This window comes from Kitasatospora sp. NPDC092286, assembly GCF_044755565.1.
Taxonomy (GTDB): domain Bacteria; phylum Actinomycetota; class Actinomycetes; order Streptomycetales; family Streptomycetaceae; genus Kitasatospora.
In genome coordinates, this window is record NZ_JBIVRD010000008.1 from 170229 (window position 1) to 191966 (window position 21738).

The 21738-nt window shown below is 73.8% G+C and carries 16 protein-coding genes; 15 read left to right on the forward strand and 1 reads right to left on the reverse strand.

Annotation, left to right across the window (positions count from 1 at the left end):
• Positions 1–42: 42 nt before the first annotated feature.
• From argB to cobA, 14 genes are all read left to right on the forward strand, one after another.
• Entirely contained in the window at positions 43–978 is a 936-nt protein-coding gene (argB, locus tag ACIQIB_RS10620; protein ID WP_363611302.1) for an acetylglutamate kinase, read from the forward strand.
• Positions 975–2183 (forward strand): acetylornithine transaminase, encoded by a 1209-nt coding sequence (locus ACIQIB_RS10625; RefSeq protein WP_400757547.1) that lies wholly within the window; start codon positions 975–977, stop codon positions 2181–2183. The genes argB and ACIQIB_RS10625 overlap by 4 nt, the downstream gene beginning before the upstream one ends.
• Positions 2184–2200: 17 nt before the next feature.
• On the forward strand, positions 2201–2749 hold the full coding sequence (locus ACIQIB_RS10630) for an arginine repressor (RefSeq protein WP_363611306.1): 549 nt from the start codon (positions 2201–2203) through the stop codon (positions 2747–2749).
• Positions 2750–2855: 106 nt separating this feature from the next.
• Positions 2856–4049, forward strand: coding sequence for an argininosuccinate synthase (locus tag ACIQIB_RS10635; protein ID WP_363611308.1), 1194 nt, complete (start codon positions 2856–2858; stop codon positions 4047–4049).
• Positions 4050–4133: 84 nt separating this feature from the next.
• Positions 4134–5573: an argininosuccinate lyase gene (gene argH, locus ACIQIB_RS10640; RefSeq protein WP_363611310.1), complete on the forward strand. Its 1440-nt coding sequence runs from the start codon at positions 4134–4136 to the stop codon at positions 5571–5573.
• A 108-nt stretch (positions 5574–5681) separates the two neighbouring features.
• Positions 5682–5939 (forward strand): hypothetical protein, encoded by a 258-nt coding sequence (locus ACIQIB_RS10645; RefSeq protein ID WP_363611312.1) that lies wholly within the window; start codon positions 5682–5684, stop codon positions 5937–5939.
• Between the two features lie 495 nt (positions 5940–6434).
• The gene (locus ACIQIB_RS10650) at positions 6435–6938 is read left to right on the forward strand and encodes a GNAT family N-acetyltransferase (RefSeq protein WP_363611314.1); all 504 of its coding nucleotides are present in this window, start codon (positions 6435–6437) and stop codon (positions 6936–6938) included.
• 557 nt (positions 6939–7495) lie between these two features.
• A complete protein-coding gene (locus tag ACIQIB_RS10655) occupies positions 7496–8518 on the forward strand; it encodes a methionine ABC transporter ATP-binding protein (RefSeq protein ID WP_400653579.1) in 1023 nt (340 codons plus the stop codon).
• Positions 8515–9252 (forward strand): methionine ABC transporter permease, encoded by a 738-nt coding sequence (locus ACIQIB_RS10660; protein ID WP_363611318.1) that lies wholly within the window; start codon positions 8515–8517, stop codon positions 9250–9252. Before ACIQIB_RS10655 ends, ACIQIB_RS10660 begins: the two co-directional genes overlap by 4 nt.
• A gap of 57 nt (positions 9253–9309) precedes the next feature.
• Positions 9310–10140 (forward strand): MetQ/NlpA family ABC transporter substrate-binding protein, encoded by an 831-nt coding sequence (locus ACIQIB_RS10665; RefSeq protein WP_363611320.1) that lies wholly within the window; start codon positions 9310–9312, stop codon positions 10138–10140.
• Positions 10141–10323: 183 nt separating this feature from the next.
• Positions 10324–10959 (forward strand): GNAT family N-acetyltransferase, encoded by a 636-nt coding sequence (locus tag ACIQIB_RS10670; RefSeq protein ID WP_400653578.1) that lies wholly within the window; start codon positions 10324–10326, stop codon positions 10957–10959.
• A gap of 143 nt (positions 10960–11102) precedes the next feature.
• Entirely contained in the window at positions 11103–12368 is a 1266-nt protein-coding gene (gene cbiE, locus ACIQIB_RS10675; RefSeq protein ID WP_363611324.1) for a precorrin-6y C5,15-methyltransferase (decarboxylating) subunit CbiE, read from the forward strand.
• Between the two features lie 485 nt (positions 12369–12853).
• Positions 12854–16627, forward strand: coding sequence for a nicotinate-nucleotide--dimethylbenzimidazole phosphoribosyltransferase (gene cobT, locus ACIQIB_RS10680; protein WP_400757550.1), 3774 nt, complete (start codon positions 12854–12856; stop codon positions 16625–16627).
• Positions 16628–16729: 102 nt separating this feature from the next.
• Complete coding sequence (gene cobA / locus ACIQIB_RS10685) at positions 16730–18007, forward strand: uroporphyrinogen-III C-methyltransferase (RefSeq protein ID WP_363611328.1); 1278 nt, start codon at positions 16730–16732, stop codon at positions 18005–18007.
• A 48-nt stretch (positions 18008–18055) separates the two neighbouring features.
• Here the strand turns inward: cobA and ACIQIB_RS10690 are convergent, their stop codons facing one another.
• Complete coding sequence (locus ACIQIB_RS10690; protein ID WP_400757551.1) at positions 18056–20818, reverse strand: SpoIIE family protein phosphatase; 2763 nt, start codon at positions 20816–20818, stop codon at positions 18056–18058.
• Between the two features lie 98 nt (positions 20819–20916).
• Between ACIQIB_RS10690 and ACIQIB_RS10695 the strand changes: the two genes are divergently transcribed.
• Positions 20917–21726 carry a TrmH family RNA methyltransferase gene (locus ACIQIB_RS10695; protein WP_400757552.1) on the forward strand — a complete coding sequence of 270 codons (810 nt, stop codon included), beginning with the start codon at positions 20917–20919 and terminating at the stop codon, positions 21724–21726.
• Positions 21727–21738 lie beyond the last annotated feature (12 nt).

The following is a 21738-nucleotide window of genomic DNA, read 5'->3' on the forward strand; positions in this document are numbered from 1 at the left end:
GCCACGCCAACCGACACCGAGCCCACGAGGGACACCGGAACCGTGCAGATCGCACCCAAGGGCGAACAGGCCCGCAACAACACCGCGTTGCCCAAGGCCATAACGCTGATCGAGGCGCTGCCGTGGCTGGAGCGCTTCCACGGCAAGACCATCGTGATCAAGTTCGGCGGCAACGCCATGGTGGACGAGAGCCTCAAGGCCGCGTTCGCGCAGGACGTGGTCTTCCTGCGCTACGCCGGCCTGCACCCCGTCGTGGTGCACGGCGGCGGCCCGCAGATCAGCGCGCAGCTGAACAAGCTGGGCCTGGAGTCCTCCTTCACCAACGGCCTGCGGGTCACTACCCCCGAGACCATGGACGTGGTCCGGATGGTGCTGGCCGGCCAGGTCCAGCGCGAACTCGTCGGGCTGCTCAACAGCCACGGCCCGTTCGCGGTCGGCATGACGGGCGAGGACGCCCACACCATGACCGCCGTCAAGCGCTACGCCGTCGTCGACGGCGAGCAGGTCGACATCGGCCTGGTCGGCGAGATCGTCAACATCGAGGCCGGCGCGGTGAAGGCGCTGATCGCCGACGGCCGCATCCCGGTGATCTCCTCGATCGCCCGCGGCGCCGACGGCCACGTCTACAACATCAACGCCGACACCGCCGCCTCCGCCCTGGCGGTGGCGCTCGGTGCCGAGATGCTCGTCGTCCTCACCGACGTCGAGGGCCTGTACGCGGACTGGCCGATCTCCGACGACGTGATCAGCCAGCTCAGCGCGAGCGAGCTGGAGGGCCTGCTGCCCGAGCTGGCCAGCGGCATGCTCCCCAAGATGGAGGGCTGCCTGCGCGCCGTCCGTTCCGGCGTGGGCACCGCCCGCGTGCTGGACGGCCGGGTGCAGCACAGCCTGCTGCTGGAGATCTTCACCGACGAGGGCATCGGCACGATGGTCGTGCCGGACGACGACGAGGCGACCGTGACCGGGGGACTGGCATGACCGACAACAGCGCGCTGACCGAGCGGTGGCGGCACGCCTTCACCGACAACTACGGCACCCCCCGCATCCCGCTGGTCCGGGGCGAGGGCGCCAGGCTCTGGGACGCCGACGGCAACGTCTACACCGACCTGCTCGGCGGCATCGCGGTCAACGCCCTCGGCACCGCCCACCCGGCCGTCGTCGAGGCCGTCACCCGGCAGATCTCCACCCTCGGGCACGTCTCCAACCTCTTCATGGCCGAACCGACGATCGCACTGGCCGAGCGGCTGCTCCGGCTGGACGGCCGCGCGGGCCGGGTGTTCTTCTGCAACTCCGGCGCCGAGGCCAACGAGGCCGCCTTCAAGATCAGCCGCCGGACCGGCCGCACCCATGTCGTCGCCCTCCAGGGCGGCTTCCACGGCCGGACCATGGGCGCCCTCGCGCTCACCGGCCAGCCCGCCAAGCAGGAGCCCTTCCTCCCGCTCCCCGGCGAGGTGACCCATGTGCCGTTCGGTGACATCGAGGCCCTGCGGGCCGCCGTCACCACCGAGACCGCCGCCGTCTTCCTGGAGCCCGTCCAGGGCGAGAACGGCGCGATCCCGCTGCCCGACGGTTACCTGAAGGCGGCCCGCGAGATCACCCGCGCCACCGGCACCCTGCTGGTCCTGGACGAGATCCAGACCGGCATCGGCCGGACCGGGTACTGGTTCGCCCACCAGGCCTTCGAGGGCGTCGAGCCGGATGTCGTCACCCTCGCCAAGGCGCTCGGCGGCGGGCTGCCGATCGGCGCCGTGCTCGCCTTCGGCGAGGCCGCCGACCTGCTCACCCCGGGCCAGCACGGCACCACCTTCGGCGGTAACCCGGTGGTCGCGGCCGCCGCCCTCGCGGTGCTCGACACCATCGAGTCGGAGGGGCTGCTGGCGCACGTCCGCGCGCTCGGCGAGCGGCTGCGCCGGGGCGTCGAGGCGATCGGCGACCCGCTGGTCTCGCATGTCCGCGGCGCCGGCCTGCTGCTGGGCATCGTGCTCACCGAGCCGGTGTCCGCGAGGGTCCAGGCCGCCGCCCAGGAGGCGGGTTTCCTGGTCAACGCCGCCGTTCCGGACGCCGTCCGGCTGGCGCCTCCGCTGGTGCTCACCGAGCAGGAGGCGGACGCCTTCCTCGCCGCGCTGCCGGGCATCCTCCGGACGGTGCGCGAGAGCGCCCCGGCCGGTGCGAGCCGAGCGTAGTCCGGGAGAATAATCACATGACCGTACCCAACTCCGGCCAGTCCTCCGCCGGGCCGACGCCGCAGGTCCCGCAGACCCGCACCGCGCGCCACCGGCGGATCGTGGATCTGCTCACCCGCCAGCCCGTGCGCTCGCAGAGCCAGCTCGCCAAGCTGCTCGCCGACGACGGACTGGTGGTCACCCAGGCCACCCTCTCCCGGGACCTGGACGAGCTGGGCGCGGTCAAGATCCGCAACCGGGACGGCGCGCTCATCTACGCCGTCCCGGCCGAGGGCGGCGACCGCACGCCGCGCGCGCCGATGGGCGAGTCGGCCAGCGAGGGCCGGATGGCCCGGCTGGCCGGCGAACTCATGGTCTCCGCCACCGCGTCCGGCAACCTCGTGGTGCTGCGCACCCCGCCGGGCGCCGCGCAGTTCCTGGCCTCGGCGATCGACCAGGCCGAGGTCTTCGAGATCATCGGCACCATCGCCGGCGACGACACCGTCCTGCTGATCAGCCGCGACCCGGCCGGCGGGCAGGCCCTGGCCGACCACCTGATGCAACTCGCCCAGGCCAAGGCCCAGTAACCCCCGCTCACCGGGATGCGGCGATGGGTTTTGAATTTCATACGGTGTAGTGCATACTTATGCCTATCGCCGTAAACCTGTTCGCACAGTTGTGAAGGAGAAAGCCGTGACCGAGCGCGTCGTACTCGCCTACTCGGGCGGTCTGGACACGTCCGTCTGCATCGGCTGGATCGCCGAGGAGACGGGCGCCGAGGTCATCGCCGTCGCCGTCGACGTCGGCCAGGGCGGCGAGGACCTGGACGTCATCCGCCAGCGCGCGCTGGACTGCGGTGCCGTCGAGGCCGAGGTCGCGGACGCCCGCGACGAGTTCGCCGACGAGTACTGCCTGCCGGCCGTCAAGGCCAACGCCCTCTACCAGGGCCAGTACCCGCTGGTGTCCGCCCTCTCCCGGCCGGTCATCGTCAAGCACCTGGTCGCCGCCGCGCAGAAGCACGGTGCCACCACCGTGGCCCACGGCTGCACCGGCAAGGGCAACGACCAGGTCCGGTTCGAGGTCGGCATCAACTCCCTGGCCCCCGGCCTGAAGTGCATCGCCCCGGTCCGCGACTACGCGATGACCCGGGACAAGGCGATCGCCTTCGCCGAGGCCAAGGGCCTGCCGATCGCCACCACCAAGAAGTCCCCGTACTCGATCGACCAGAACGTCTTCGGGCGCGCCGTCGAGACCGGCTTCCTGGAGGACATCTGGAACGCCCCGATCGAGGACGTCTACGAGTACACCCAGAACCCGGCCACCCAGCGCGAGGCCGACGAGGTGGTCATCACCTTCGACGCCGGCGTCCCGGTCGCCATCGACGGCCGCAAGGTCACCGTCCTGCAGGCCATCGAGGAGCTCAACAAGCGGGCCGGTGCCCAGGGTGTCGGCCGGCTCGACATGGTCGAGGACCGGCTGGTCGGCATCAAGTCCCGGGAGATCTACGAGGCTCCTGGCGCGATCGCCCTGATCACCGCCCACCAGGCGCTGGAGAACGTCACCGTCGAGCGCGAACTCGCCCGCTACAAGCGGCAGGTGGAGCAGCGCTGGGCCGAGCTGGTCTACGACGGCCTCTGGTTCTCCCCGCTCAAGCGCGCCCTGGACGGCTTCGTCAACGAGGCCAACCAGCACGTCTCCGGTGAGATCCGGCTGGTCCTGCACGGCGGCCGGGCCGTCGTCAACGGCCGGAAGTCGGACCAGTCGCTGTACGACTTCAACCTCGCCACCTACGACACCGGTGACACCTTCGACCAGTCGATGTCCAAGGGCTTCATCGAGATCTTCGGCCTCTCCTCGAAGATCGCCGCGCGGCGCGACCTCGCCTGATCCACTCCCTCCCGGGCCCCGGCCGTCCCACCCCACGGCCGGGGCCCGCCCCCGACACCCCTCAGCTTGTAAGGAGCCCGCGCGATGCCTGCCGACCAGAACGCCGCCAGTACCGGTCCTGAGCTGCGCCTCTGGGGCGCGCGCTTCGCGGACGGCCCGTCCGAGGCGCTGGCCAGGCTCTCGGCCTCGGTGCACTTCGACTGGCGGCTGGCGCCGTACGACATCGCCGGCTCCAAGGCGCACGCCCGGGTCCTGCACAAGGCCGGGCTGCTGAGCGCCGACGAGCTGGCCGGCATGCTGGAGGGGCTCGACCGGCTGCTCGCCGACGTCGAGGCGGGCACCTTCACCGGGACCGTCGCCGATGAGGACGTGCACACCGCGCTGGAGCGGGGCCTGCTGGAGCGGCTCGGCGCCGAACTCGGCGGCAAGCTCCGGGCCGGCCGCTCGCGCAACGACCAGATCGCCACGCTGTTCCGGATGTACCTGCGGGACCACGCGAAGATCATCGGCGGGCTGGTCCTCGACCTCCAGCACGCCCTGGTCGGCCTGGCCGAGGCCCACCCCGACACCGCCATGCCGGGCCGCACCCACCTCCAGCACGCCCAGCCGGTCCTCTTCGCCCACCATGTTCTCGCGCACGTGCAGGCCCTCGGCCGGGACGCCGAGCGGCTGCGCCAGTGGGACGCCCGGACCGCCGTCTCCCCGTACGGCTCCGGGGCGCTGGCCGGCTCCTCGCTCGGCCTGGACCCGGAGGCCGTCGCCGCCGACCTCGGCTTCGAGGGCGGTTCGGTCGGCAACTCCATCGACGGCACGGCCTCCCGCGACTTCGTCGCCGAGTTCGCCTTCGTGACCGCGATGATCGGGATCAACCTCTCCCGGATCGCGGAGGAGGTGATCATCTGGAACACCAAGGAGTTCGGCTTCATCACGCTGCACGACGCCTTCTCCACCGGCTCCTCGATCATGCCGCAGAAGAAGAACCCGGACATCGCCGAGCTGGCCCGGGGCAAGTCCGGCCGCCTGATCGGCAACCTGACCGGCCTGCTGGCGACGCTGAAGGCGCTGCCGCTCGCCTACAACCGGGACCTCCAGGAGGACAAGGAGCCGGTCTTCGACTCCTGCGACACCCTTGAGGTGCTGCTGCCGGCCTTCACCGGCATGATGGCCACCCTCACCGTGCACCGGGAGCGGCTGGAGGAGCTGGCCCCGGCCGGCTTCTCGCTCGCCACCGACATCGCCGAGTGGCTGGTCAAGCAGGGCGTGCCGTTCCGGGTCGCGCACGAGGTGGCCGGCGCCTGCGTCAAGGTCTGCGAGGCCCAGGGCATCGAGCTGTCCGACCTGACGGACGAGCAGTTCGCCGCGATCTCCGGGCACCTGACGCCCGAGGTGCGCTCGGTGCTCAGCGTCCACGGCGCGATCGCCTCGCGGAACGGGCGCGGCGGTACCGCCCCCTCGGCCGTCGCCGTCCAGCTGGCCGAGGTGAAGGCGGACCTCGCGCTCCAGCAGGAGTGGGTCCAGGGCTGACAGGTGAGCCAGGCGGAAGGGGCGTGACGGGCCGACCGTCACGCCCCTTCCGCGCGAGCACGCCCGCCCGACCGTGACCGCCCCCGCCCGGACCCGGTCATGCACGGTATGCGCACCAACGTTCCCTCCGTCCCCTCCGCCGAGGACGAGGTGTTCGCCGAGCTCCGGCGCCGTCTCGTCCGCGAGGCGGTGGCCGCCCTGCCCGGCCGCTGTCCCCGGCTGGTCGCGGCCCTCGCCGAGGACCCGCCGCCGACCTACCACGAGCTCTCCGTCCGCCTCGGCATGCCGCGCGGCTCCATCGGCCCCACCCGCTCCCGCTGCCTCGCCTGCCTGCGCGTGCTCCTGCACGGCGAGCGTCATGGCTGAGGCCGGCCCGTGCTCCGACACACCCAGTCACCGCGCGCCCCCCGTTCGGACGTGACCCTCGCCACGTCGGGCACCCCTCCCGCCCCCGCGCCGGCCGGCCGCCGACCTCTCCGCCGTCCGGGGCGCACCCACCACGCCGGACGTCCTCCGCCCCGGCCGGCCCCTTGGGCGCACGGCCCTCACCGCCCCTTTCGCCCGCCGCCCCCGCCCGGCCGCCCGACGTGACCCTCGCCACGTCGGGCGGCCGGAAGGTTGAGGGAAGCTGACACGCGGGTAGAGCGCTGGCGAACGTAGCTCTTGACGACGGCGCGATCACTTGGATACTGAGCGTGAGCGCGCCGTCGGCGACGTGGGCCCCACCGGGCCGTGCGGCTGGTACGTTCGTGCGCCACCCCCGGCCAGGGCGGATCCCCGGCCGGTCCATCTCCGGCAGGACATCCGGTGCGGCACCCTCACGTTCGCGCGCCGGGCACGACATTGGGGAGGCCCCAGCACATGGGCATGAGCGTGATCATCTCGGCGGCGGACGCCGAGGACGCGGAGCAGATCCTCAAGCTCCAGTACCTCGGCTACCAGAGCGAGGCCGAGTTGTACGGCGACTGGGCCATCGAGCCGTTGACGCAGACCCTGGAGAGCCTGCGCGACGAGCTGACCGAGCAGCACTTCCTGGTCGCCCGGCTCGGCGGCGAGGTGGTGGGCACGGTGCGCGGCCGGATCGGCCCCGACGGCGTCGGCCGGATAGAGCGCCTGGTCGTCCACCCGCGGATGCAGCGGCACGGCCTCGGCGGGCGCCTGCTGGAGGCGCTGGAGCGCCGCCTCGCCGAGGACGGCCGCCCGGTGACGTCCTACCGGCTGGTGACCGGCCACCGCAGCCTCGGGAACCTGCGCCTCTATGCCCGCCAGGGCTACCGGCAGACCGCCGTCGAGCAGGCCGACGGCCGGATCAGCCTGGTCCACCTGGAGAAGTCCGCCGAGGCGCCGCTCGCCGCCACCGCCTGAGCCCCGCCACCCGGCCCCACCCGGTCGGCGCCGCCACCATTCGAGCCTTTCGGTGGCGGCGCCGAGCCGTATCGTCCCTGGTAGCGGCGTTTCCTGTCCGTATTGCGGACAGCGGATCCAAATAATTGGGACGAAACCGGCCCATCTGATTTACTGGCTCACATGACTGCGACGACGAAATGGACCCCCACCGGCACTCTGCCGGCAGGTGAGCGTGCCATGTGTCGTCGAATGTGTCACCGCTGAGGGCCACTGTTCCCTCCCAGCCTCCGGCTGGGAGCACCCCCCTCCTCGCGCCCCGAAGCGAGACCCCGCCCGCTCCCGTCCGTGTGAGCGCGCCCCGCCTGCCGCACCCTCTCCCTCCGCCTGCCCACCCACGGGCGGTGGTCGTCCCCGATGACTCGTAAGGGCCACGCCGTCGCGCGGCCCGGTCGCCCAGCGGCCACGATCAAGGGGTGGCAGGTCCGGATCCCCCTGGCGCAGCGCCGGCCACGCCACCGACCCGAAACCCGGTCCGGTCGCCGTCCGCCGCCCGCCCCCGACCCACGGAAGCAGCTGTGATCACCACCACGGACCTCACCAAGGTCTACCGCTCCCGCGGCCGCGAGGTGACCGCCCTTGCCGGCGTCGACCTGCACGTCCGCCCCGGCGAGGTCTACGGAGTCGTCGGCACCAGCGGTGCCGGCAAGTCCACCCTCATCCGCTGCGTCAACATGCTGGAGCGCCCCAGCTCCGGCACGGTGACCGTGGACGGCGTCGAGCTCACCGCGCTGTCCGGCGGCGAGAACCGGGCCGGCCGGGAGCTGCGCGAGGCCCGCCGCCGCATCGGCATGGTCTTCCAGCACTTCAACCTGCTCGCCTCCCGTACCGTCCAGCAGAACGTCGAACTCCCGCTGGAGATCATCGGACTGGACCGCACCGAGCGCCGCCGCAAGGCCTCCGAACTGCTCGACCTGGTCGGCCTCGCCGACAAGGCCCGCAGCTACCCCGGCCAGCTCTCCGGCGGCCAGAAGCAGCGCGTCGGCATCGCCCGCGCCCTCGCCGGCGACCCCAAGGTGCTGCTCTCCGACGAGGCCACCTCCGCGCTCGACCCCGAGACCACCCGCTCCATCCTCAAGCTGCTGCGCGACCTCAACCAGCAGCTCGGCCTCACCGTCCTGCTGATCACCCACGAGATGGACGTCATCAAGTCCGTCTGCGACTCCGCCGCCCTGATGCGCGGCGGCCGGGTGGTCGAGTCCGGCGAGCTCACCGACCTGCTCGCCAAGCCGGGCTCCGAGCTCGCCCGCGAGCTCTTCCCGCTCAGCGAGTTCGGCTCCGGCCACCCCGGCGGGACCGTCCTGGAGATCACCTTCCAGGGTGAAACCTCGGCCGAGCCCTTCGTCTCGCAGCTCGCCCGCACCTACCAGATCGACGTCAACATCCTCGGCGCCGCCGTCGAGACCATCGCCGGCCGCATGGTCGGGCGGATGCGGGTCGAACTCCCCGGCGGCCACCAGGACAACGTGGTGCCGATCGGCTACCTGCGCGAGCAGGGCCTTCAGGTGGACGTGCTCGACGTGAACGGAGCGGTGGCATGACCTGGGACCAGATGCAGGAACTGCTGTGGCCCGCCACCTGGGAGACCTTCCAGATGGTCGCCGTCTCCACCGTCGGCAGCGTGCTGTTCGGACTGCCGCTCGGCGTCCTGCTGGTGCTCACCGCCAAGGGCGGCGCGCTGGAGAGCGTCTTCCTCAACCGGGTGATCGGCACGGTCGTCAACATCGCCCGTTCGCTGCCCTTCCTGGTACTGATGGTCGCGCTGTTCTCCTTCACCAAGCTGATCGCCGGCACCTCCCTCGGCTGGCAGGCCGCCACCGTGCCGCTCACCATCGGCGCCATCCCGTTCTTCGCCCGCCTGGTCGAGACCTCGGTGCGCGAGGTGGACGGCGGCCTGGTCGAGGCCGTCCGGGCCATGGGCGGCAGCACCTGGACCATCGTCCGCAAGACGCTGATCCCGGAGGCCCTGCCCAGCCTGACCGCCTCGCTGACCACCACGGTCATCACGCTGATCAGCTACTCGGCGATGGCCGGCACCGTCGGCGGCGGCGGCCTCGGCAACCTCGCCATCACCTATGGCTACCTGCGCTTCGAGACCACCTTCATGTGGGTCATCGTCGCGGAGCTGGCGATCATCGTCACCGCCATCCAGCTGCTCGGCGACTACGCCGTCCGCCGGCTCGCCAACCGCGGCCGCGGCGGCGGCCGCACCCGGCTGCTCCGCGGCGGCGCGACCCCGGCGGCCACCCCCGACGAGGACCTCGTCGCCCCCTGACTTCCCGCCGTCCGACTCCGGACGCGGCTCCCCGTATCACGCAGAAAGGCACTTTTCGTGCGCAACGCCCTGAAGTTCACCAGCGTCCTCGCCACCGCCGGCATCGCCCTCTCGCTCGCCGCCTGCGGCAGCTCCGGCTCGTCGTCCGGGTCCTCCGACCCGAACGCGGCCCTCACCGTCGCCGCCAGCCCCACGCCGCACTCCCAGATCCTGAAGTTCGTCAAGGACAACCTGGCGGAGAAGGCGGGCCTCAAGCTCAACATCAAGGAGGTCACCGACTACGTGACCCCCAACACCGCGGTGCAGGACGGCTCGGCCGATGCCAACTACTTCCAGCACCTGCCGTACCTGGAGGACTTCAACAAGAAGCACGGCACCGACATCGTCTCCGTCGAGCCGGTGCACCTGGAGCCGCTGGGCGTGTACTCGAAGAAGGTCAAGTCCATCGGCGACATCGCCGACGGCGCCACCATCGGCCTGCCCAACGACGCCACCAACGAGGGCCGCGCGCTCAAGCTGCTCGCCGACAACAAGCTGATCACGCTCAAGGAGGGCGCGGGCACCGCCGCGACCCCGGCCGACGTCACCGGCAACCCGAAGAACCTCAAGTGGAAGGAGCTGGAGGCCGCCCAGCTGCCCCGCTCCATCGGCGACCTCGACGCGGCCGTCATCAACGGCAACTACGCGATCGACGCCGGCCTGAAGCCCGCCACCGACGCGGTGGTCCTGGAGAAGGCCGAGGGCAACCCCTACGCCAACATCCTCGCCGTCAAGAAGGGCAAGGAGAACGACCCGCGGGTCAAGAAGCTCGCCGAGCTGCTCCACTCGCCCGAGGTGAAGAAGTACATCGACGACACCTTCAACGGCTCGGTCATCCCCGCCTTCTGATCCGTCGCGCACCGTTCGACCGGGCCCCCGCCACACCTCGGCGGGGGCCCGGTCGGGCAGTATGCGGGAGTGACACCCTGACAGGCCGAGTTCTGACGTACCGTCGTGCGAGCCGTGCACCGCGTGACACCCGGGTACCGGCGAGGCGTACGGTGTGTCCAGGACCCGGCGAGGAGAGACGGCATGGCAGCGAGCTTCCCCGAGACCGCCATCAGCACCGAACGGCTGCTGCTGCGCCCCCTTGCGGAGGACGACGCCCCCGGCCTGGCCGCCATGATGGCCGACGAACTCGTCCTGGCCTGGACGGACCTGCCGCACCCCTTCACCGAGGAGTACGCCGCCACGCTCGCCCGTACCCTCGCGCCCGGGCACCGGGCCGCCGGCCGCGGCATCGTCTTCGCCGTCGCCGAGCACCTCACCCAGCGCCTGGTCGGCCTGGTCGAACTGCGCAACACCGACTGGCGGCTGCGCTCCACCGAGATCACCTATGTCACCGCGCCCTGGGGCCGCGGCGAGGGCTACGCGCCGGAGGCCGTCCTCGGCGTCGCCCAGTGGCTCTTCGAGGACCGCGGTTTCCTGCGCCTGGAGATGCGCACCGCCGCCGGGAACACCGCCGCCCAGCAGGTCGCCCAGAAGATCGGCGGCATCAGCGAGGGCGTCCTGCGCAGCGCCTGGATAGTGCGCGGCGACGGGCTCCGGGCCGGAGGGGAGAGCCGCAGCGACCTCATCCTGTGGAGCCTGCTCCCCGAGGACATGGAGACCGAGCCCGCCGACGCCACGGTCTGGCCCGGCGACCACCACTACGTGCTCCGCGACTGACCGCCCCGTCCACCGGACGCGACCGGTGGCGGACATGTGTACGAGATGTCGGCGCCGAGGGGATCACACCCGGTAGCCTCTGCTCCGGCGCCGTACACGGGCGCGGGATGTCGGCGTACCAAGGCGAGGGAGAACAGCCGCAGATGGCTGACCGGATCACGGTCATCGGGTGGGACGGCACACCGCTGACCGAGGCCGCCGGCGCGGCCCTCGCCGCGGCGACCCTGGTGGCCGGCGCACCCTACCAACTCAACGCCCTCCCGGTGCCGCCCGCCGCCGAACGGCTGGCCCTCGGCAGCGTCCAGCTGGCCGCCCGCAGGATCGCCGAGCACCGCGGCGCCGCCGTCGTCGTCGCCGAGGGCGACCCGGGCTTCTTCGGCGTCGTCCGCACCCTGCGCCGGCCCGAGTACGGCCTCGAACTCGAAGTGCTGCCCGCCGTCTCCTCGGTGGCCGTCGCCTTCGCCCGGGCCGGCATGCCCTGGGAGGACGCCCAGGTGGTCAGCGCCCACGGCGGACGACTGCGCCGCGCCGCCAACATCTGCCGGGCCAACCCGAAGGTGGCGGTCCTCACCGCCCCGGGCGCCGGGCCCAGCGAACTCGCGCTGATGCTGCGTGGGGTGCACCGGACCTTCGTCGTCTGCGAGGCCCTCGGCACCCCCGACGAGGACGTCACGGTGCTCACCTCGGACCGGGTCGCGGACCACATCTGGCGCGACCCGAACGTGGTACTGGTCATCGGCGGCCACAGTGGCGGCCCGCAGTCGGGCGCGCCCGGTGAGGCGGCCGGCTGGCTGGCCGGGCGTCCGGTCGGCTTCCCCGGCGCGGACCGCGGCTGGGCACTCCCCGGCGATGCCTACGCGGGCGCCGGGCGTGCGGAGGACGAGCCCGGCGCGTCGGAGGCGCTCCCCGCGCAGGTGCGTGCGCTGGTGCTGGCCCGGCTGGGCGCGCGCCCCGGCGACCTGGTCTGGTCCGTGGGCGCGGGCAGCGGAGCCCTCGCCGTCGAGGCCGCCCGCTTCGGCGCGGCGGTGGTCGCGGTCGAGTCCGACCGTTCGGCCTGCGCCCGGCTGGCCGTCAACGCCCGCCGCTACGGCGTCGAGGTGGAGACCGTCCACGGCCGTGGCCCCGAGGTGCTCGGCGGTCTGCCGGAGCCGGACGCGGCGGTCGTCGAATCCGGCGGTTCCGAGGTGGTGCGCGCCGTCCTGGCCCGCCGGCCCGAGCGGTTCGTCGCGGTGGCCCGCACGCTCGCGGAGGCGGAGGAGATCCGCCGGGCCATCGCCGAGGCCGGCTACCGGGCGGACGGCGCGCTGCTCCAGTCCACGCCCCTGCGGACGGACGGGAGCGGTGGCGGGCTGCGGTTCGGGGCGGGGGAGCCGGGCGTGCTCCTGCTCTGGGGTGAGCAGATCGTGTGAAGGCGAAGTGCCGCCGCCCGTGGTCCCGAAGGCGCCCGGCGGTGATCCAGGTCGCATCCGGACACCGATTCGAGAGGTGACACCGCCGGGCCGGTAGTGTGGCGTCCTGGGCGGCTGTGGCGGCCGGTGACCTGCCCGATCCGGTCGGTTTGTCGCCTTTTTGACGTGGTGCAACCCGGTGTGGCTCGGAGTGTGGGCAATTCGACGGGCCGCGTGCCGGACCGGGAGAATGCCGTAGGGTCCGGTGCGGACGTGCCGGTTGCCCCGGGTTGTCGTTGTTTCAGATGGCGCGCCGCTCCTCGTGGGTGGTGCGTGGGCCGGGGTGCCGCAGCGCGCCGGAAGTAGGACTTCGGCCGCAGCGCCTCGGCGCGGCGGCCGTGTGTGGTTGAGGGGCGGGTCGGTGCAGGCCCGGCCCGTGCGGATGGGCGCTGCGGTCGGTGATCGCGTCGCCAAGGGCGCGGCAGCGGCCTGGAAGGAGCTTTGACATGACCGATGGCGGCCACGTCCCGAACGAGGGACTGCCGGAGCACCTGCTCGCCGGGCCCGCCCCGCTCGGCGGCCCGGAGGGCGTCGCGGTACCCGTCGCACCCGTCCAGGGCGTCGCGATGGACGGCGGTGCGGTCCCGAACCCCGCGGTGCCGGGGGCGGGCGGGATCCCGCCGCAGGGCGTCCACGGGCAGGGGCTGCCGCAGGGCGTGCCCGGCCACGGCACTCCGGCCGTCGGTGTGCCCGGCGGGGGCTGGGCCGTCGACCCGGGTGCCCCGCGCCCGGCCTTCCACTTCCTCGACCAGCCCGACCAGCCGGACCCGCTCGACGACGAGGACGATGTGCTGCTGATGCCCGGTCCGCAGGGCTCCTGGGGCGAGCCGCCCGTCCCCGCCGACCAGCTGGCGTACGGCGCCGAGGAGCAGACCGGGGCCGCCGTGCCCGGCACTCCGGTCGAGCCGTCCTGGCCGCCGCTGGACCCGCCGCTGCTGGGCGCCGCCGACCCGGCCGCCCTGCACGCGCAGGCCCAGTCGTACGTCCAGGCGCAGCCCCAGACACAGACGCAGGGACAGCCGGTCCAGGCACAGGGTCAGCCGCATGGCCAGCCGCCGGTCCAGGCGCAGGGACCGGAGCCGCTGACGGTGGCTCAGGCGCCGCGACGCCCGCTGCACGCCGGCCCGCCGATCCCGGACCCGTCGCTGATGACCGGCCACGTCCCGGTCCGCTCGCTCGCCGACCGCGGCCCCTCGCAGGGGGCGACGCCCGCGCACGGCATTCCCGTCGTGGTCGGCCCGCAGCCGGAGCCGCAGGCCGCGGTGCCCGCTCAGGGCTTCGCGCCGCAGGCCGCGCCGGCCGGGTCGGCGCAGCCGGGTGTGCCGGTTCAGAACGTCCAGCAGGTGCCGGAGGCCGAGCCCGCCGCCCCGGTGGCCCCGCAGGCCGCCGTCGCCGCCCCGGTGGCGGACGCCACCGCGCAGCCCGTCGCCGAGCCGACCGCCGAGCCGGTCACCGAGCCGGTCACCGAGGCCCCCGCCGTCGCGCAGGACACCGCCGAGGCCCCCGCCGCCGAGCAGGTCCCCGCGCCCGGTGCCGCCGAGGCCGGGGCCGCGACCGTGCCCGCCGAGCAGGCCGTCCCCGCCGTGGCCGCCGAGGAGCAGCCCGCCCCGGCCGGCCAGCCCCGCCGCATCTCCGCCTTCCTCGCCGCCCCCACCCCGCACGGCCTCCCGCAGGTCGAGGCGGTCGAGCCCGCTCCGGTGGTCGCGGAGACGACCGCCCAGCAGCCCGCCCCCATAGCGGTCGCCGAGCAGGGTGACGCACCGGCCGCCGAGGTGGCACACCCTGCCGAGGTGGCACAACACGCCGCGTCGGCGCAGGCTGCCACGGAGCCGGAGCAGGCCGCCCCGGCGGACACCGCCACCGAGGCACAGCCTGCCGCCCCGGCCCCCGAGGCGGTCGAGGCCGGCGAGACCGCTGAGACCGTCGAGACCACGGAGACGGCGGTCGCCGCCGAGACCCAGCAGGCCGCCGAGACCGCCGCCGGCACCGGTGAGATGCCCTCCGGGCAGGCCGTCGTGGCCCCGTCGGCCGAGCAGCCGCAGGAGGCCACCCCGGTCGAGGCCGGACCCGCCGAGCCGGCCACCGCCGAGGTCCCCCCGGCCGCCGAGCCCGCCGTGACCGAGCCCGCCGCCGAAACCGAGGCCGAGGCCGTGGCGGAGGCCGAGCCCGCCGTCGCGCAGGACACCGCCGAGGAACCCGCTCCGGGTCAGGACGCCGCCGAGGAGCCCGTCGCCGAGACGGCCCCCGAGGCCGGGCCCCAGCCCGAGGCCGGCCCCGGGGCCGAGCCCGCCGCCGCACCGGACACCGCCGCCGCGCAGGACGCCACCGAGGACCCCGCCCCCGGGCAGGACCCCGCACCCGACCCGGTCGCCGAGCCCGCCGCGGAGGAGCCCGCCGCGGAGGAGCCCGTCACCGCCGAGCCCGTCGCCGAGGAGCCCGCTCCCGAGGAGCCCGCCGAGCCCCGCGGCCCGGCCGCCCCCGGCTACGACGAGGCCGGCCGCGAGGCCGTCCACCAGGTCATCCGCGAGCGCCGCGACGTCCGCAACGGCTTCCGCCCCGACCCGATCCCGCACGAGGTGCTGATCCGGGTCCTGGAGGCCGCCCACACCGCGCCCAGCGTCGGCTACTCCCAGCCGTGGGACTTCGTGGTGATCCGCTCGGCCAAGACCCGCCGCAAGATGCACGAACTGGCCGAGCGCCAGCGCGAGGCGTACGCGGACTCGCTCCCCAAGGGCCGGGCCAAGCAGTTCAAGGAAATCAAGATCGAGGCCATCCTCGAAACGCCCGTCAACATCGTGGTCACCGCCGACCGCACCCGCGGCGGCCGCCACACCCTGGGCCGGCACACCCAGCCCCAGATGGCGCCGTACTCGGCCGCCCTCGCGGTCGAGAACCTCTGGCTGGCCGCCCGGGCCGAGGGCCTCGGCGTCGGCTGGGTGAGCTTCTTCGACGAGGACGAGATGGTCCGCGAGCTCGGCCTGCCCGAGCACCTGGAGGTCGTCGCCTACCTCTGCGTCGGCTACGTCGACGCCTTCCCGGACGAGCCCGAGCTCCAGCAGCAGGGCTGGGCCAGGAAGCGCCCGCTGTCCTGGGTCGTCCACGAGGAGCAGTACGGCAACCGCGCGCTGCCGGGCGAGGAGCCGCACGGCCTGCTGTCCGAGACCCTGCGGGGCATCCGCCCGCTGGACGCCAAGGCGCTCGGCGAGTCCTGGGACCGCCAGAAGCGGATGACCAAGCCGGCCGGTTCCCTCGGCATGCTGGAGATCATCTCCGCGCAGCTGAGCGGCCTCTCCCGCAAGTGCCCGCCGCCGGTCCCCGAGCCCGCCTGCGTGGCGATCTTCGCGGGTGACCACGGCGTCCACGCCCAGGGCGTCAGCCCCTGGCCGCAGGAGGTCACCGTCCAGATGGTCGGCAACTTCCTGGCCGGGGGAGCGGTGATCAACTCCTTCGCCAAGCAGATCGGCACCGAGGTCTGCGTGGTGGACGTCGGCGTCGCCGCCGAGCTGCCGGACGCCGTCCAGCAGGGCCGTACCACCGGCCTGCTGCCGCGCAAGGTCAGGCCCGGCACCGACGACATGACCCAGGGTCCGGCGATGAGCCGCGAGGAGGCCCTCAAGGCCATCGAGGTCGGCATCGAGACCGCCCGCGACCTGGTCGCCGCCGGGAACAAGGCGCTGGTCACCGGCGACATGGGCATCGCCAACACCACCGCCTCCGCCGCCCTGATCTCGGTCTTCACCGGCCTGGACCCGGCCGAGGTCACCGGCCGCGGCACCGGCATCGACGACGAGACGCACGCCCGCAAGGTCGAGGTCGTCCGCGCCGCGCTCGCCCTGCACGAGCCCGACCCGGCGGACCCGATCGGTGTCCTCGCCGCCGTCGGCGGCCTGGAGCACGCGGCCATCGCGGGCTTCCTGCTCGGCGCCGCCTCGCTGCGCACCCCGGTCGTCCTGGACGGCGTCATCGCCGGCTCGGCCGCGCTCGTCGCCAAGGCGATCGCCCCCGAGGTGCTCGCCGCCTGCATCGCCGGCCACCGCTCCGCCGAGCCCGGCCACCAGGCCGCGCTGGCCAAGCTCGGTCTGCGCCCGCTGATCGACCTCGACCTGCGGCTCGGTGAGGGCACCGGCGCCCTGCTGGCCCTGCCGCTGGTGCAGAGCGCGGCCCGGGCGATGCACGATGTAGCCACCTTCGACTCCGCCGGGGTCACCGAGAAGGCCTGACGCCGCCCGCACCGCCGCGCGTACCGGCGCACCCCCGGGCCGGTACGCGCGGCGGTGCCGTCGTACCCCCACCTGTCCGTCCCCGATCCAGGAGTTCCGCCGATGACCGCGCCCAACCCGCACCCGAGCACCGAGGGACGTACCCCGTACCCGGTCGGCCTGCTGCTCGCCGGCCGCCGCGTGGTCGTGGTCGGCGGCGGCCAGGTCGCTCAGCGGCGGTTGCCGGCGCTGATCGCCACGGGCGCGGAGCTGCACCTGGTGTCGCCGACCACCACGCCGGCCGTCCAGGCCATGGCCGACGCCGGTGAGCTGACCTGGCACGCCCGCCCGTACCAGGACGGCGATCTCGCCGACACCTGGTACGCGCTGGTCGCCACCGCCGACCCGGCCGTCAACGCCGCGGTCAGCGCCGAGGCCGAGCGCGAGCGGGTGTTCTGCGCCCGCAGCGACGACGCGTCGGCCGCCACCGCCTGGACCCCGGCCAGCGGCCGCGACGCGGGCGTCACCGTCGCCGTCCTCACCGGGGACCCGCGGCACTCCGCGGCCCTGCGCGACTCGATCGTGGACGGCCTGCGGGACGGCTCGCTGGCCGCCCGCCGGTTCCGCTCGCACGGCGCTGGGGGTACCTCCAGGCCGTCAGGCCGGGGGAGCGTCGCCCTGGTCGGCGGCGGCCCGGGCGACCCCGATCTGATCACCGTGCGCGGCCGCCGCCTGCTGGCCGCCGCGGACGTGGTGGTCACCGACCGCCTCGCCCCGCGCGAGCTGCTGGCCGAGCTGCCGGAGCACGTCGAGGTGATCGACGCGTCCAAGATCCCGTACGGGCGGTTCATGGCCCAGGAGGCGATCAACCGGACGCTCGTCGAGCACGCCAAGGCGGGCAAGTTCGTGGTCCGGCTCAAGGGCGGCGACCCGTACGTGTTCGGGCGCGGCGGCGAGGAGCTGCTCGCCTGCGCCGAGGCCGGGCTGCCGGTCACCGTGGTCCCGGGGATCTCCAGCTCGATCAGTGTCCCGGCGGCCGTCGGCGTGCCGGTCACCCACCGCGGCATGACGCACGAGTTCACGGTGATGTCGGGCCACGTCGGTCCCTCCGACCCGCGCTCGCTGGTCAACTGGGAGGCCGCCGCGCGGATGAGCGGCACCCTGGTGCTGCTGATGGCGGTGGACAAGATCGGCGAGATCGCCGCCCGGCTGGTCGAGTGCGGCCGCCCCGCCGACACTCCGGTCGCCGTCGTCCAGGAGGGCACCACGGCCGCGCAGCGCCGCGTGGACGCGACCCTCGGCACCGTCGCCGCCACCGTCGAGGCCGAGCGGATCAAGCCCCCCGCCGTGATCGTCGTCGGCGACGTCGTCAACGTGCTGGCCCCCGGCCTGCGTCTCTGACACCGGCGCGGCGCGCCGGGCGAACACCCCGTCCGCCCGGCGCACCGCCTACTCCAGCGGCTGCTCCGTCCAGATCACCTTCCCCGTCCCCGTGTACCGGGTGCCCCAGCGGTCGGCGAACTGGGCGACCAGGAAGAGCCCGCGCCCGCCCTCGTCCGTGGTGGCCGCGTACTTCAGATGCGGCGAGGTGTTGCTGGTGTCGGACACCTCGCAGATCAGCGCCCGGTCGCGGAGCAGGCGTACCCGGATCGGCCCGGTCCCGTAACGGATCGCGTTGGTCACCAGCTCGCTCAGGATCAGCTCGGTGACGAACGCCGCCTCCTCCAGCCCCCACCCGGTCAGCCGCTCCGCGACCGCCGCCCGGACCTCGCCCACCGCGGCCGGGTCGGACGGCACCTCCCACTCCGCGACCTGGTCGGGCGCCAGCACCCTGGTCCGTGCCACCAGCAGCGCGATGTCGTCCTGCGGATGCGCCGGCAGCATCGTCTGCAGCACGTCCGCGCAGGTCTGCTCCGGCGTCCGGTCCGGTTTGCTCAGCGCCGTCCGGAGCAGCTCCAGCCCGACGTCGATGTCCCGCTCGCGGTCCTCGACCAGCCCGTCGGTGTAGAGCACCAGCCGGCTGCCCTCCGCCACCTCCAGCTGGGTGGTCTCGAACGGCATCGACGCCAGCCCCAGCGGCGGCCCGGTCGACAGCTCGGGGAAGTCCACCCGCCCGTCCGGGCCGACCAGCGCCGGCGGCAGATGCCCCGCGCTGGCCAGCGTGCACCGCCGCGACACCGGATCGTAGATCGCGTACAGGCAGGTCGCGCCGGTCACCGCCGCCCCGGTCCCCGACTCCTCCTGGTCGATCCGGTTCACCAGGTCGTCCAGGTGCCCCAGCAGCTCGTCCGGCGGCAGGTCCAGCGTCGAGAAGTTGTGGATCGCCGTCCGCAGCCGGCCCATCGTCGCCGCCGCGTGCAGCCCGTGCCCCACCACGTCCCCGACCACCAGCGCCACCCGGGCCCCCGGCAGCGGGATCACGTCGAACCAGTCCCCGCCCACCCCCGCCTGCGCCGGCAGATACCGGTGCGCGATCTCCAGCGCGTTCTGGTCCGGCAGGGTGCGCGGCAGCAGACTGTGCTGCAGGGTCACGGCCATCGCGTGTTCCCGGGTGTACCGGCGCGCGTTGTCGATACAGACCGCCGCGTGCGCGACCAGCTCCTCGGCCAGCGCCAGATCGTCCTCCTCGAACGGCTCCGTGCGGTCCGCCCGCCAGAACCGCGCCACCCCCAGCAGAGCCCCGCGCGCCCGCAGCGGCACCCGGACCAGCGAGTGCACCCCGTACGCCAGCACCTGCGCGGACCGCTCCGGATCCTGCTCCCGCCACTCGTGCGCGTCCGCCAGCCGCGGCTCCACCCCCGGCAGCCCGCTGTTCAGCGCTCCCGCCAGTGGTGCCGACGGCACCACGTTCAGCGCCGTGCCCACCGGATAGAACGGCGCGTCGTCCCGGACGCCGCTCAGCGCCGCCCGGCGCATCCGCCCCAGCGCCGGCCCCGGCGGCGGCTCCTCGCCCTCCAGCACCTGCTCGGCGAGGTCCACCGTGACGAAGTCCGCGAACCGCGGCACCGCCACCTGCGCCAGCTCCTCCGCCGTCCGCGTCACATCCAGCGAACTGCCCACCGCCACCCCGGCGTCGTACAGCAGCCGCAGCCGTTGCTGCGCCACGTCGGCCCGCCCGGAGAGCGCCAGCAGCTCGGTCGAGTCGCGCAGCGTGGCGACGCAGCCGGGCGGGCCGCCGTCGCGGTCGGTCAGCCGGATGTTCACCGCCAGCAGCCGCTCACCGGCCAGCACCACCTCGTCGCTGACCGGCCGGTTCGCGGTCAGCAGCTCCTCGGGTGCCCGGTCCAGCCCCAGCTCGGTCACCGGCCGGCCCTCGGCGTCCGGCGGCAGGTCCAGCAGCCTGCGCGCCTCGTCGTTGCAGAGCAGCAGCCGGCCGTCACCGCCGACGATCAGCACGCCCTCGCGCACCGCGTGCAGCACCGCCGCGTGGTGCTCGTACATCCGGGTCATCTCGGCCGGACCGAGCCCGTGCGTCTGCCGCCGCAGCCGCCGGCTGATCAGCGCCGTCCCGCAGGTGGCCAGCCCGACCGTGACCACAGCGGCCGCCAGCACCAGCGGCAGCTGCCGCTCGCTCGCGCTGCTCACGCTGGCGATCGTGATCCCGGCGGACACCAGCCCGACCACCGTGTGGTTCTGCCCGTAGACCGGTACCACCGCCTGGATCAGCGGCCCGAGCGAGTCGTTGACCTTCTCGGTGACCACCTGCCCGTGCACCGCGGGCTCGAAGGTGCCGTTGAACATCCCGCCGATCAGGTTCGGGTTCGGGTGCGTGTAGCGGACGCCGGAGAGGTTCAGCACGACGATGAAGGACACGTCGGAGGCCGTCCGGGCGGCCTCCGCCGACGGTTGCAGGACGGCCGTGGGATCGGGGCCGACCAGCGCGGCGGCCACGCCGGGGGAGTTGGCGAAGGTCTGGGCCACCGCCACCGACCGGTTGCGGGCCTCGTCCGTGGCGTTGTTGCGCGACTGCACGACCAGCGCCAGCGCCGCGGCGATCACCAGCAGCACCACCACGAACACCTGGAGCGCGAACACCTGCCTGGCCAGCGACCGACGCTTCGGTGAGCGCGAACGGGCCGCCGACGGCTGTGCTGGCCGACCGTGTGGGCCCCCACCGGCGGAGCCGGTGGCACCGGCGGAACGGGAGGATACGGCGGAACCGGAAGTGCCAGAGGCCGACGGAGCCCATGATCGACCCGGAAATCGGGCCATACGCCATCCTCGCACTCCCGCCGCCGTCGGGCCAAGGCCAGCCGGTCCGGCCGTACGCCCGTTTGGTCTTCTCCTCCCGGGCTTGGCAAGATCGCAGGGTGTCCGAACCCAGCACCGTCACCGACCCTGCCGACCCGCGCCTCGACGACTACACCGGCCTGACCGACGTCGAACTGCGCCGCCGACGCGAACCCGCCGAAGGCCTGTTCATCGCCGAGGGCGAGAAGGTCATCCGCCGGGCCCTCGCCGCCGGCTACCGGATGCGGTCGATGCTGCTCACGGCCAAGTGGCTGGACGTGATGGCGGACGTCATCGCCGAGGCCGACGCCCCCGTCCACGTCGTCGAACCCGCCCTGGCCGAGGCCGTCACCGGTTACCACGTCCACCGCGGGGCGCTCGCCTCGATGGAACGGAAGCCGCTGCCGGACGCCGCCGCGCTGCTGGCCGGTGCCCGCCGGGTGGCCGTCCTGGAGGGGCTGGTCGACCACACCAACCTGGGCGCGATCTTCCGCAGCGCCGCCGCGCTCGGCATGGACGCCGTCCTGCTCTCGCCCGACTGCGCCGACCCGCTCTACCGGCGCGCGGTCAAGGTCTCCATGGGTGCGGTCTTCGCCGTCCCCTACGCCCGGCTGGAGCCCTGGCCGGCCGCCCTGGGGACGGTCCGTGCCGCCGGCTTCGACCTGCTGGCCCTCACCCCCGCCGACACCGCCGTCGACCTCGCCGCCCTGGCCCCGCACCGCCTCGCCAAGGCCGCCCTGCTGCTCGGTGCCGAAGGGGACGGACTCACCCCGCAGGCCCTCGCCGCGGCCGACCGTCCGGTCCGCATCCCGATGTCCCACGGCATCGACTCGCTCAATGTGGGCGCCGCCGCGGCCGTGGCCTTCTACGCCGTCACCGCCGCCTCCTGAACCGGGCGGCGC